General features: G+C 69.4%; 11 protein-coding genes. 4 read left to right on the top strand and 7 right to left on the bottom strand.

Annotation, left to right across the window (positions count from 1 at the left end; genetic code table 11):
* The first annotated feature begins 215 nt into the window (after nt 1-215).
* Nucleotides 216-1,460, top strand: a complete 1,245-nt coding sequence (locus OHB56_RS13585) for an RNA-guided endonuclease InsQ/TnpB family protein (RefSeq protein WP_406353470.1) — start codon at nt 216-218, stop codon at nt 1,458-1,460.
* Nucleotides 1,461-1,473: 13 nt separating this feature from the next.
* Here OHB56_RS13585 and mmsB read toward each other — a convergent pair whose 3' ends face one another.
* From mmsB to OHB56_RS13555, 6 genes are all read right to left on the bottom strand, one after another.
* The gene (mmsB, locus tag OHB56_RS13580) at nt 1,474-2,718 is read right to left on the bottom strand and encodes a multiple monosaccharide ABC transporter permease (RefSeq protein WP_406353468.1); all 1,245 of its coding nucleotides are present in this window, start codon (nt 2,716-2,718) and stop codon (nt 1,474-1,476) included.
* Nucleotides 2,715-4,274 carry a multiple monosaccharide ABC transporter ATP-binding protein gene (gene mmsA, locus OHB56_RS13575; protein ID WP_406353466.1) on the bottom strand — a complete coding sequence of 520 codons (1,560 nt, stop codon included), beginning with the start codon at nt 4,272-4,274 and terminating at the stop codon, nt 2,715-2,717. Before mmsA ends, mmsB begins: the two co-directional genes overlap by 4 nt.
* 46 nt (nt 4,275-4,320) lie before the next feature.
* Nucleotides 4,321-5,433, bottom strand: coding sequence for a multiple monosaccharide ABC transporter substrate-binding protein (chvE, locus tag OHB56_RS13570; protein ID WP_406353464.1), 1,113 nt, complete (start codon nt 5,431-5,433; stop codon nt 4,321-4,323).
* A 189-nt stretch (nt 5,434-5,622) separates the two neighbouring features.
* A complete protein-coding gene (locus tag OHB56_RS13565; RefSeq protein ID WP_406353462.1) occupies nt 5,623-6,591 on the bottom strand; it encodes a hypothetical protein in 969 nt (322 codons plus the stop codon).
* Between the two features lie 198 nt (nt 6,592-6,789).
* Nucleotides 6,790-7,833, bottom strand: coding sequence for an alcohol dehydrogenase catalytic domain-containing protein (locus OHB56_RS13560; protein ID WP_326752524.1), 1,044 nt, complete (start codon nt 7,831-7,833; stop codon nt 6,790-6,792).
* Entirely contained in the window at nt 7,830-8,993 is a 1,164-nt protein-coding gene (locus tag OHB56_RS13555; RefSeq protein WP_406353460.1) for a mandelate racemase/muconate lactonizing enzyme family protein, read from the bottom strand. Before OHB56_RS13555 ends, OHB56_RS13560 begins: the two co-directional genes overlap by 4 nt.
* Nucleotides 8,994-9,535: 542 nt before the next feature.
* Between OHB56_RS13555 and OHB56_RS13550 the strand changes: the two genes are divergently transcribed.
* Complete coding sequence (locus tag OHB56_RS13550; RefSeq protein WP_406353459.1) at nt 9,536-10,168, top strand: hypothetical protein; 633 nt, start codon at nt 9,536-9,538, stop codon at nt 10,166-10,168.
* Nucleotides 10,169-10,175: 7 nt separating this feature from the next.
* Here OHB56_RS13550 and OHB56_RS13545 read toward each other — a convergent pair whose 3' ends face one another.
* Nucleotides 10,176-10,643 carry a MarR family winged helix-turn-helix transcriptional regulator gene (locus OHB56_RS13545; protein ID WP_406353457.1) on the bottom strand — a complete coding sequence of 156 codons (468 nt, stop codon included), beginning with the start codon at nt 10,641-10,643 and terminating at the stop codon, nt 10,176-10,178.
* Between the two features lie 92 nt (nt 10,644-10,735).
* Here OHB56_RS13545 and OHB56_RS13540 point away from each other — a divergent pair, with 92 nt between their 5' ends.
* Both OHB56_RS13540 and OHB56_RS13535 read left to right on the top strand, forming a co-directional pair.
* Nucleotides 10,736-11,758 (top strand): NADP-dependent oxidoreductase, encoded by a 1,023-nt coding sequence (locus tag OHB56_RS13540; protein ID WP_406353455.1) that lies wholly within the window; start codon nt 10,736-10,738, stop codon nt 11,756-11,758.
* Between the two features lie 206 nt (nt 11,759-11,964).
* Nucleotides 11,965-12,792: an EI24 domain-containing protein gene (locus tag OHB56_RS13535; protein WP_406353453.1), complete on the top strand. Its 828-nt coding sequence runs from the start codon at nt 11,965-11,967 to the stop codon at nt 12,790-12,792.
* Nucleotides 12,793-12,950 lie beyond the last annotated feature (158 nt).

Genomic DNA, 12,950 nt, shown 5'->3' with positions numbered 1-12,950 from the left:
TCAGGAGGTGAACGTGGTCGTGATCGCCCGCCGAATTTCTTCGTTTCCCCTTCCTCGCAGACCGTGCGCATGACCTCTGCGCAGCATGTCAACATCTCGTGCCGGTACCGCGTCGCAAGGGTCAAGCGCATCTCTCCCTCATGGAAGTAATGCGTCTTATATGCCTTTCGTTGTTCCGTGACGCGTTGAGGGAAATAGCCGTAGCGTTTTGGTTCGTGCAGCTTCGCTATAACTATCGGGCCTACCCGGATGCCTCCCAGCGCCGTGCGCTGGCGCGTGCCTTCGGGTGTGCCCGTGTGGTGTGGAACGACTGTCTGCGCGACCGGAAGGAAGCGCACGCGGCCGGGCTGCCGTACGTGACGTCGGCGGAGCTGTCCCGGCTGCGCATCACCCAGGCCAAGCGCACCGACGAGCGCGCCTGGTTCGCCGACGTCTCTGCGGTTGTCCTGCAGCAGTCCCTGCGGGATCTGGATGCCGCCTACAAGGACTTCTTCGACAGCCTCAAAGGCAAGCGGAAGGGCCGCAAGGCAGGCCCTCCCCGCTACAAGTCGAAGAAGGACACCCGTCAGTCGGTCCGTCTCACCGCCAGCGCCTTCTCTCTGAGGGAGAACAGCACGGTGTATGTGGCCAAGGTCGGTGAACTGGCGGTGAGGTGGTCCCGCCCGCTTCCGGCCGCACCCACGTCGTTGACCGTCACCCGGGACAGCTGTGGACGGCACTTCCTCAGCTTCGTCGTGGACACCGAACCGGACCTTCTCCCCAAGGCCGAGATCGATACCGGTATCGACCTCGGCCTGACCGCCTTCGCAGTCCTCTCCGACGGGCGGAAGATCGGAAGCCCGCGCTTCCTGCGCCGGGCGGAGAAGAAGCTCAAGCGCGGTCAGCGGGAGCTGTCTCGGAAGACGAAAGGATCGAAGAACTGGGCCAAGGCCCGCCGCAAGGTCGCACGCTGTCACGCGAAGGTCGCGAACCAGCGCCGGGACTTCCCACACAAGGCATCCACACAAATCATCCGCGACAACCAAGCGGTGTACGTGGAGGACCTCGCGGTGTCCGGTCTCGGCCGCACCCGGCTTGCCAAGTCCGTGTACGACGCGGGATGGTCCGCGTTCGTCCGGATGCTGGAGTACAAGGCGGTCAAGCACGGCCGCACCTTCGCTCAGGTGGACCGTGCTTTCCCGTCCTCTCAGATCTGCTCGGCCTGCGGCTTCCGGGACGTTCCCAAACCCCTGCACGTGAGGGAGTGGACGTGCGGGGCGTGCGGCACCGTGCACGACCGTGACCACAACGCAGCCTGCAACGTCCTGTTCGAAGGACGCCGTATCGTCGCCGCCGGACGGGCGGAGACGCGAAACGCCTGTGGAGTGCCGGTAAGACGGGCACGTGTGCCCGCACAGCGCGGTGAAGCAGGAAGCCCCCGGAAGGGTCAGACGGCCCAGACCGGAATCCCTGGGCCTTAGGCCAGGGAGCATGTCAAGAACCGACCTTGCGCTTGTTCCACACGTCGAAGCCGACCGCCGCCAGGAGCACCAGGCCCTTGATGACCTGCTGCCAGTCGGTGCCGACGCCGACGAGGTTCATGCCGTTGTTCAGCACGCCCAGGACCAGACCGCCGATGACCGCACCGAGTACGGTGCCGACACCGCCGCTCATCGACGCGCCGCCGATGAACGCGGCCGCGATCGCCTCGAGTTCGAAGTTGAGGCCGGCCTTGGGCGAGGCCACGCTGAAGCGGGCGGCGAAGACCAGACCCGCCAGGGCCGCGAGCATGCCCATGTTCAGGAAGACCAGGAAGGTGACCTTCTTGTCCCGCACGCCCGACAGCTTGGCCGCGGGCAGGTTGCCGCCGATGGCATAGATGTGACGGCCGATGACGGCGTTGCGCATCACGTAGCCGAAGCCGACGAGCAGCGCGCCGAGGATCAGCAGCACGATCGGGGCGCCCTTGTAGCTGGCCAGCAGCAGCGTGACGGTGAGGATGGCGGCGGTCAGCGCCACCAGCTTCAGCAGGAACAGCTTGGCGGGCAGGACGTCGAGCGCGAACTCCTGCTGGCGGCGGCGGTCGCGGACCTCCTGGAGCACCACGAGGGTTATCAGTCCGAGGCCGAGCAACAGGGTGAGGTTGTGGTAGTTCGTGTCCGGGCCGACCTCGGGCAGGAAGCCGTTGGCGGTCGTCTGCAGCCCCTTGGGGAACGGGCCGAGGGTCTGGCCGTCGAGGAAGATCTCGGTCAGACCACGGAAGGTGAGCATGCCCGCCAGGGTCACGATGAACGACGGCAGCCCGCCGTACGCGATGAACCACCCCTGTACCGCGCCCGCGATCGCGCCCACCGCCAGGCACAGCAGCACCGCGACGGGCCAGGGCAGGTCGTTGCGGACCATGAACACGGCGGCCATCGAGCCGACGAACGCCGTCAGCGAGCCGACCGACAGGTCGATGTGGCCGGCGATGATGACCAGCATCATGCCGATCGCCAGGATCAGGATGTAGCTGTTCTGCACCACCAGGTTGGACACGTTGCGCGGCAGCAGCAGGTCGCCCTCGGTCCACACCGCGAACAGCGCCACGATCAGGCCGAGGGCGATCAGCATGCCGTACTGGCGCATGTTGCGGCGCATGCCGTCCAGCATCAGCTGGAGCAGGCCGTCACCGGTGCCCGCCCCGTTCCTGCCCGGCGGCGCGGCGGCCGGGGTCTTGTCGGTGACATCCGTGCTCATCGGGTTACCTCTTTATCCTTCTTGTCCTTCGTCATTCGACGCATCAGCGATTCCTGGGATGCCTCGGCCCGCGAGAACTCCCCGGTCAGCCGCCCGGCGGCCATCGTGTAGATGCGGTCGCACATGCCGAGCAGTTCGGGCAGCTCGGAGGAGATGAAGACGACCGCCTTGCCCTCGGCGGCCAGTCGGTCGATGACCTTGTAGATCTCGTACTTGGCGCCGACGTCGATGCCCCGGGTCGGCTCGTCCAGGATCAGCACCTCGGGACCGGCGAAGATCCACTTGCTGAGGACGACCTTCTGCTGGTTGCCCCCGGACAGCTTGCCCACCGGCTCGAAGACCGTCGGCGTCTTGATGTTCATGGACTTCCGGAAGCCCTCGGCGACCTGCCGTTCCTTGTGCTCGTCCACGACGCCCCGCTTGGCGACCTTGCCCAGCGCGCTGAGCGAGATGTTGCGGTTGATGGTGTCGATGAGGTTCAGGCCGTAGTGCTTGCGGTCCTCGGTGACGTACGCGATGCCGTGCCGCACCGCCTCGGGGACGGTCTTGGTACGGATCTCCTCGCCGTCCCGCAGGACCGTGCCCCCCGCGTACCGGCCGTAGGTGCGGCCGAACAGGCTCATCGCCAGCTCGGTGCGGCCGGCGCCCATCAGGCCGGCGATGCCGACGATCTCGCCGCGCCGGACCTGCAACGACACGTCGTCGACGACCTTGCGCTGCTGGTCGATCGGGTGGTGCACGGTCCAGTTGCGCACCTCGAGAGCGGGGGCGGTGCCCTCCTCGGGGTGGTGCGGGGTCCGCTCCGGGAAGCGGTGTTCGAGGTCGCGGCCGACCATTCCGCTGATGATCCGGTCCTCGGTGGTCTCCGGGGCCTTCACGTCGAGCGTCTCGATGGTCTGCCCGTCCCGCAGGATCGTCACCGAGTCGGCGACCGCGCGGATCTCGTTCAGCTTGTGGGAGATGATGATCGAGGTGATGCCCTGTTCCTTCAGCTGGAGGATCAGGTCGAGCAGCTTGCCGCTGTCCTCGTCGTTGAGCGCCGAGGTCGGCTCGTCGAGGATGAGCAGCTTCACCTTCTTCGACAACGCCTTGGCGATCTCCACCAGTTGCTGCTTGCCCACGCCGATGTCGGCGACCCGGGTCTCCGGGTGGTCGTCGAGCCCCACCCGGCGCAGCAGTTCGGTCGCGTGCCGCAGCGTCTCGTGCCAGTCGACGAATCCGCGCCGGGCGTGCTCGTTGCCGAGGAAGATGTTCTCCGCGAGGGAGAGGTACGGCACCAGGGCGAGCTCCTGGTGGATGATGACGATGCCCTGCTGCTCGCTGGCCCTGATGTCCTTGAACCGGCAGAGGCCCTCCTCGAAGAGGACCTCCCCCTCGTAGGTGCCGTGCGGGTGGACGCCGGAGAGGACCTTCATGAGGGTCGACTTGCCGGCGCCGTTCTCGCCGCAGATGGCGTGGACCTCGCCCTGCCGGACGGTCAGAGTGACGTCCGACAGCGCCTTGACGCCGGGAAAGGTCTTGACGATCGAGCGCATTTCCAGGACGGGTCCCGCCATGGTCGTGCCTTCCAATCCGTAGGTGACGGCGGTGTGCCGGGGGCGTCTACTTGAGGTCGCTCTCCTTGATGTAGCCGGAGTCGACCACGGCCTCCTGGTAGTTGCTCTTGTCCACGGCGACCGGCTCCAGCAGGTAGGCCGGCACGACCTTCACGCCGTTGTCGTAGGACTTGGTGTCGTTGACCTCGGGCTCCTTGTCGTTCAGGAGCGCGTCGATCATGTTCGTGGCGACCTTGGCGAGCTCGCGGGTGTCCTTGTAGACCGTCATGGACTGCTGGTCGGCGATGATCGACTTCACCGAGGCGACCTCGGCGTCCTGGCCGGTGACGATCGGCAGCGGCTTGTTCTTGGAGCCGTAGTCGTCCGACTTCAACGCCGACAGGATGCCGATGGAGATGCCGTCGTACGGGGAGAGGACCGCGTCGACCCGCCCGCTCTTGTAGGACGAGGTCAGGATGTCGTCCATGCGCTTCTGGGCGGTGCCGCCGTCCCAGCGCAGGGTGGTGACCTGGTTGAGCTCGGTCTGGCCGGACTTGACGACGAGCTGCTTCTTGTCGATGTAGGGCTGCAGGGCCTTCATCGCGCCCTGGAAGAAGTAGCGGGTGTTGTTGTCGTCGTTGGAGCCGGCGAACAGCTCGATGTTGAAGGGGCCCTTCTTGCTGCCGTCCTTCAGGCCGAGCTTGTCGGCGATGTAGCCGCCCTGGAGCTCGCCGACCTTCTCGTTGTCGAACGAGGCGTAGTAGCCGACGTTCTCCGTGCCGAGGATCAGGCGGTCGTAGGAGATCACCGGGATATCGGCGTCCTTGGCCTGCTGCAGGACGTTGTTCAGCGACTTGTTGTCGATCGCCGCGACGATCAGCGCCTTGACGCCCTGCGTGATCAGGTTCTCGACCTGGGCGACCTGCTGGTCCGGGTCGTCCTCGCCGAAGACCAGCTTGGTCTTGTAGCCCTTGGACTCCACCTCCTTCACGACGTACTTGCCGTCGGCTATCCAGCGCTCGGAGGACTTGGTCGGCATCGCGATGCCGATGGTCGCTCCATCGGAGCCACCCTTGTCGTCCTCGCTGCCGCCCTCACCGCTCTGGCCGCAGGCGGACAGGGTGAGGGCGAGGGAGGCGGCGGTGGCTATGGCGGCGGTGACGGCTCTGCGGTTACGCATGATCATCATCCTCGATGTGTGTGCAGGGCGGCCCGGAGGTGCGAAGTCGCTTTCGGGCCAAGGGGTTTGGTGATGAAGCTGTGGTGCGGGGCGGTGCGGTGCGAAGGCGGTGCCGGACAATCCCGAGAAAGGGGTGTGTGGGATTGTGCGCGTCTGTGTCTGCTTCTGTGAAGTCGATTTTCCGGAACGTTATGACGAGATGCCGAACCTGCGCAGATCTCCCGGGAGCCGTGAACCGAGCGGGGCCATGTCGCCGTCCGCGCCGTGGCGGGCGAGCAGGTCCAGGGCGAGCCGGCCGCGCCGCACCCGCTCCTTGGCGCTGGCGAGGGTGACGTCCCGCATGTGGTGCCCGTACGGATAGATCCCGGGCGCCTTGGACAGGCCGAACTTCAGGTACAACGGCGCGCCGCGCCGGATCAGTTCGGCCACCTCGTACATCCGGACGTAGCCACCGAGGTCGTCGGGGGCCTCGATGTACATGTCCATCGGGGTGGCCGACGCCCTTCTGATCTCGGTGAGATGATCCAGCGTCAGATCGCTGGGCACGTTGATCGAGTCGGCGCCGAGCTGCTCGTACACCGCGTACGAGGCCGGGTTGACCGGTCCGATGAGGGCCGAGACCTTCAAGGTGGTGTCCTGCGGAATGATCCCGGCCGCCCGCGCCCGGTGCAGCGTCCACAGCACCCCCTCGTCGGCGACGAGCAGGCACGTGACGCCCAGCTCCGTCGCCCGTACGGCGTCCTCGACGCAGCCGGCGACCGCGTCGTGGCCCCGGGCGCGCAGTCCGGCGCCGCGCGAGTCGGTGCGGGTGGAGCCGCCGATGTCCCAGGTGCCGCGCGGACCGGTGAACAGGCAGAGCTCGATGTCCCGTTCGGCGGTGGCCTCGGCCATCTCGGTGATCTCGGCGTCGGTCAGCATCCAGACGCCGCTGCCCTGACTGATCCGGTGGATCGGCACGTCCAGCCGGGAGGCCTCCTTCAGGACCACCGCCAGCGCCTCGGGCCCCTCGCAGGAGGGGACCTCGGTGCGCCAGCGGCCGCCGCCGGGGAAGGAGTGCGGCGAGGCGTCGGCGGGGTCGGGGGCGGGAGCGCCCAGGCCGAGCGCGGTGAGCGCCTGCTCACCGGGCCTGCGGGCTGCCTTGGCGGAAGCGTCGGTCACAAGATGTCCTTTTGTTCGGTATGTCGGACGAGGTGCGCGGCCCGTGGGAGGGAACGGGAGGGGCGCGGTCGACGGGAGGAGGCGGGCGGCAGGGGACGGGCGGCGGGGGAGACGGCCGGCGGATGCGGCGGGGGCGCGGGGCGGGTGCGCCGGTACGGGGCGGTCAGGACGCCCCGTACCGGCGCACGATCGGGCGCCCTAGGGACGCAACAGGACCTTGCCCACCTTCGGGTCGCCGGATCCCACCAGCTCGATGGCCTCCGAGAACCCGGCCAGCGGCAGCTCGTGCGTGACCAGCGGCAGCGGATCGAGCAGCCCGGCGGCGAACACCCGTACCGTGTGCGCCCAGGCGTCCGGCGGCGCCCCGAAGACGGTGTGCACCTCCACCTGCCGTACGACCAGGTCCGTCGGGTCGAGACCGTCCGCGCCCGGCGCCGGGATGCCCGTCAGGACGAGCCGCCCGCCGCGCCTCAGCAGCGCGGCGGCCGTGCGGGCCGCGTCGGCGGACCCGGCGGTCTCGATCACCACGTCGAAGTCGTCCGGGAGCAGCTGGTCCTTGGTGCGGAAATCGGTGGCGCCGTATCGCCGGGACAGCTCCTCCCGGTCGCCGCGGGTGCCGACGACCAGCAGTTCGGCCGGGGAGTTCGCGCGCAGGAACTGCACCGCGAACATGCCGAGGGTGCCCGTGCCGACCACGGCGACCCGCTCGCCGGGCACGGCGTTCGCCTTGAGCGCGGCGGCGGCGATACAGGCCGCCGGCTCCAGCAGCGCCGCCGCGGTGAGGTCGGCGTCGTCCGGCAGGACGTGCAGCAGGCGGGCCGGGAGGGTCAGCGTGGCGGCCATCGCCCCCGGCCGGGTGAACCCGGTCTCCTCGTAGCCCGCCGAGCACAGCGTCGTCTCGCCGGCGTGGCAGCGGTCGCACACCTGGCAGTTCCGGAACCCCTCTCCCACGACCTTGCGGCCGGTGAGCGAGGCGGGCACGCCCGCGCCCACCCGCTCCACGGTTCCGGACCACTCGTGGCCCGGCGTGAGCGGGTACCGCACGTACCCCTCGGGGCGGTTGCCCTGGTACACCTCGCGGTCACTGCCGCAGATGCCGGTCGCGTGCACCCGGACCAGGGCCTCGCCGGGACCGGGGTCGCGCGGCTCGTGCGCGACCAGGCGGTGTGCGCCGGGGGCGTCGACGACGACGGCGACGGAGTTCCCGGGAGCGGCCGCGGGGCCGCCCGTTCGCCCGGTCACTTCGTGCCCTTGGGCTTGCGCTGCTCCCAGCCCTCGGCCCACAGGTCGAACCGGGCCTGCTGCTGCGGGAACTCGGCCGCCGCGTCGACGTCCAGCTCCACACCGAGGCCGGGGGCGTCGGAGAGGTGGAAGCAGCCGTCCTCCGGGTTCACCTGCGGGGCGCCCTTGACGACCTTCTTGATCTCCGCGTCGGCGAAGTCGTTGAAGTGCTCCAGGATCTTGAAGTTCGGTGAGGTGAAGCCGACCTGGAGGGACGCGGCGGTGAGCACCGGGCCGCCGACGTTGTGCGGCGCGACCAGCATGTAGTGGGTCTCGGCGGTCGCGGCGAGCTTGCGCGTCTCCCAGATGCCGCCGATGTGACCGACGTCCGGCTGCAGGATGTCGACGGCCTGGCTCTCGAACAGCTCACGGAACTCGATGCGGTCGTGGACGCGTTCACCGGTGGCGAGCGGGATGTCGACCTTGGCGGCGACCTTCTCCAGCGCCTTGAGGTTCTCCGGCGGAACCGGCTCCTCCAGCCAGGCCGGGTCGAACGGCGCCAGCTCCCGCGCGAGGCGGACGGCGGTGGCGGGGGAGAAGCGGCCGTGCATCTCCAGCATCAGCTCGGTCTCGGGGCCGATGGCGTCGCGGACCGCCTCGATCAGGGAGATGGCGTACAGGGTCTCCTTGTGGTCGAGTTCGAAGTGCCCGGTGCCGAACGGGTCGATCTTCAGGGCCCGGTAGCCGCGCTCCACCACCGCCTGCGCGGCCTTGTGGTACGCCTCCGGGGTGCGCTCCGTGGTGTACCAGCCGTTGGCGTACGCCTTGACCTTGTCGGTCACCCTGCCGCCGAGCAACTGCCATACGGGGACGCCGAGGGCCTTGCCCTTGATGTCCCAGCAGGCCATCTCGACGACGGCGATACCGGACATCACGATCTCGCCGGCCCGGCCGAAGTCGCCGTACTTCATCCGGCGGACCAGGTCCTCGACGGCGAACGGGTCCGAGCCGAGGATGTGGTTGACCTCGGCCTCCTTCAGATAACCCAGAAGGGCGTCGGTGTGCCCCAGCATCCGGGTCTCGCCGACTCCCGTGATCCCCTCGTCGGTGTGCACCTGGACGTACGTCAGGTTGCGCCACGGCGTCCCGACCACGTGTGTGCTGATTCCGGTGATACGCACGGCGGTTGCCCCTCGCTGCGTTGTGGACCCTGTGATCGTTCGTTGGTGCGGTGCGACGTGTTCGATATTTCGTCACACGTTCGAAATGCTGGCGTGACAGTAAGGACGGGGCGGTGGGGGTGTCAATGGGTCGCGCGCATAACGGTTTCGACAGTTTCGAAACCTATGGGCAAGCGTCCCTACCAAACCTTCACACCTTGCTCTAGGAACCGGACGTGAGCGGAACTTAGCCTTCACGCGTCATGGACTACTGCCAGCCGTGCCGAAGGCACCTCAACGGCGCTCTCGCCTGCCCTGGGTGCGGCACCCCCGCCGAAAACCTCCCGGCTCGCCCGGAGGCTTCCGACGCCGCCCGGACGGCGTACGAGAACGACCCGCCGGAGCCGGAGCCGGAGCCGGAATCCGGACCTCGGCCGGACCGCGGACACGAGCGGGCCCCGGGGGCGGCCCCGGGTCCCGCCGGGACCGGCGAGGCCGGTGGGACCGCCGGGCCCGGGAAACGGCAGGGACGGAACCCCGCGCCCCCCGCGTCCCCTTCGCCCGTGGACTCCGCGGACCCCGCGGACGGGGCCGCCTCGGCCGCGGATGACGGTGACGAAGGCGACGAAGGCGACGAAGGTTCAGGGGCGGGTGAGAGCCGCCGGGACCGCAAGGCCGCGGCGCACCGCAGGCGACGGCGGCGTTCGTTGTCGGTCGTGGCGGGGTTCGTGCTGGCCGCGGGCGCGTTGAGCCTCGCGGAGCTGGGACTGGACGCGCCCGGGACGAAGTCCGAGTCGGCGGCGGCCGGGGACGAGACACCGGCCGGCGGGCCGGTCGAGACCGAGCCGACGCGGCAGTCGGGCGGCGCGCCGGGCGCGGGCGGGGACGCGGCCGTGACGTCCCCCTCCCCGGAGGCGTCCGGCTCGCCGTCGGTCTCGCAGTCGCCCACGGACGAGGAATCGGGGGAGGCCGAGGACGAGCCCGACGAGGCGACCCCGTCGGAGCCCGCGGACACCTCCCCGGCCGACCCGGCGACGGGCGGGCCGCAGGAGCCCCCGGCTCAGCCGGACGACCCGGACGACCCGGACGATCCGGACCCGACCCCCACGAAGCCCGACCCCGACCCGGACCCGGACCCGGAACCTGAGCCGGAACCCTCGGAGACCTGCAACCGCTTCCTGTGGTGGTGCACCTGACGGCTGCTCACCCCCGGCCTCCGGGCGCCGTCCCTTCGGTGTCCAGCATCGTCCGCAGGATGTCGCGCAGGGAGCGGCGTTCCTCGTCCGTGAGGGCGGCCAGCGGCTCGCGGGCGAAACGCAGCGCATCGCGCAGGCCGCGGGCCACCCTGCGGCCCTCCTCCGTCGCCGCCGCCACCTTCACGCGGCGGTCCGCCGGGTCCGGGCGGCGCTCGACCAGGCCGCGGGACTCCAGGCGGTCGACGATGCCGGTGACGTTCGACGGCTCGCACTTCAGGCGGTGGGCGAGCTTCCTCATCGGCAGGGGCTCCAGGCAGAGCAGGCTCAGGAGCCGGGCCTGCGCGCCGGTGAGGTCGTGTCCGGCCGCCGCCTCCTCGTACTCCTCGTGGTAGCGGGCCACCACCGAGCCGATGAGGCCGACGACCTCCAGCGTCAGGTCGTCGGGGCGTCCGGGGGAGCTGGGTGTGGCGGCCATGCCTCCAGGGTACCCACATGCTTGACATCCTGAAATATTCAACGGCATGGTTGTTTCAGATGGTGAAACACTTCGAGGAGAGGCCCCACCCCATGTCCGACACCCCCACGCTCCCCGCCACCGGCCGCGAATGGCACCTGGCCAGCCGACCCGTGGGCTGGCCGAAGCCCGAGGACTTCTCCCTGGTCGAGGCGGAGATCCCCACGCCGGGGGAGGGCCAGGTGCTGGTGCGGAACATGTACCTCTCCGTCGACCCCTACATGCGCGGCCGGATGAGTGACGCCAAGTCCTACGTGGCGCCGTACGCGGTGGGCGAGGCCATGCAGGGCGGCGCCGTCGGCGAGGTCGTCGCCTCCGGCGCGGAAGGGCTGGCCGTCGGCGACCACGTGCTGCACGGCTTCGGCTGGCGCGAGTACGCGCTGGTGGACGCGAAGAGCGCCGCCAAGGTGGACGCCGGGGTCGCGCCGCTCTCCGCCTACCTGGGCGTGCTGGGCATGCCGGGGTTCACCGCGTACGCGGGACTGCTGCGCATCGCCGCCCTCAAGGAGGGCGACACCGTCTTCGTGTCCGGCGCCGCCGGTGCCGTCGGCAGCCAGGTGGGGCAGCTCGCGAAGCTCAAGGGGGCCTCGCGGGTGATCGGTTCCGCCGGATCCGACGAGAAGGTCGCCCTGCTCGTCGAGGAGTACGGATTCGACGCCGCGTTCAACTACAAGAACGGCCCGGTGAGCCGGCAACTGCGCGAAGCCGCGCCGGACGGCGTCGACGTCTACTTCGACAACGTCGGCGGGGACCACCTGGAGGCCGCCATCGGTTCGCTGAACCGGGGCGGACGGATCGCCGTGTGCGGGATGATCTCCGTCTACAACAACACGGAGCCCGCGCCGGGCCCGCGCAACCTCGCCCGCCTCATCCAGACCCGGGGCCGCATCGAGGGCTTCCTGGTGAGTGACCACAACGACCTGCGGCCGGAGTTCGTGCGGGAGGTCGGCGGCTGGATCGCCTCGGGCGAGCTCAAGTACCGGGAGACCGTCGTCGAGGGCATCGAGAACAACCTCGAGGCGTTCCTGGGCGTCCTGCGCGGTGACAACACCGGAAAGATGATCGTCAAGCTCTGACACCGGACGACGAGCTCCGGTGCGGGACGGAGGGACGGCACACGGCCGTCCCTCCGTCCCGCGTACCGGCTCCGCGGCCCGCTCTCCCACTCCCCTCGGCAATGCCGATCCTGAAGGCGATGTCCGTCCGTTGTCCGGCCGCGGTCCCGCCGATGCCCCGACCACCGGCCGACGACACGCCGACGACGGGCCCCTATAGTTCCCCCATGCGCGATCTTGGGGTGGGTTTCCGGTATCTCCTGAAAGGCCAGCGGTGGGTCGCCCGGCACGGCAAGCAGTACGGTTTCGGCCTGCTGCCGGGGCTGATCACGCTGGTGCTCTACGTGGCGGCACTGGTCGGGCTGGTCATAGGGGGAGCGGACTTCGTCGGCTGGGCGACACCGTTCGCGGAGGACTGGTCCAGTCCCTGGCTCGGCCTGTTCCGCGGACTGCTCACCGTCCTCCTCTTCGCGCTCGGCCTGCTGCTCTCCGTCATCACCTTCACCGCGGTGACCCTGCTCATCGGCCAGCCCTTCTACGAGAGCCTCTCCGAGAAGGTCGACCGGGACGTCTCGCCCGACGGCACCGCCCCCGAGTCCGATCTGCCCCTGTGGCGGGAGCTGTGGATCTCCGGCCGGGACAGCCTCCGTATCGTCGTACGGGCCCTGCTCTGGGCGGTGCTGCTCTTCGCGCTCGGGTTCGTCCCGTTCGTCGGGCAGACCGTCGTACCGGTGATCGGTTTCATGGTCACCGGGTTCTTCCTCACGGAGGAGCTGACGGCGGTGGCCCTGCAGCGGCGCGGGGTCGAGCTGCGGGCGCGGCTGACCCTGCTGAGGAGCCGTAAGACCCTCGTCTGGGGCTTCGGTACGCCGCTGGGGCTGGCGTTCCTCGTCCCGTTCGTCGCCGTGTTCCTGATGCCGGGCGCGGTCGCGGGCGCCACCCTCATGGCACGGGACCTGCTCGGCGAGGAGACCAGGGGCGGGGACGACGACGGCGCCGAGACGCCCGGGGTCCCGTCGCAGCCGTCTCCGTCGATCGGCCGGGACGGACACTGAGAGTGCGACGAGGTGACCACATCGTGGCCCTTTGTGAAGGATTCGTACGAACTCCCGATCGAATGCCCGATTGCGGACCGCGGAATCACCGCGACGATTACGGTCTGAACCGGGGTAGCTCCCGTCGGCCGGGGTATCCCTCCGCATGAGCAGCCCCG

Origin of the sequence: Streptomyces sp. NBC_01635 (assembly GCF_045209715.1) — a bacterium.
Lineage (GTDB): Bacteria > Actinomycetota > Actinomycetes > Streptomycetales > Streptomycetaceae > Streptomyces > Streptomyces hirsutus.
This window is presented reverse-complemented; position numbering and strand designations above follow the sequence as displayed.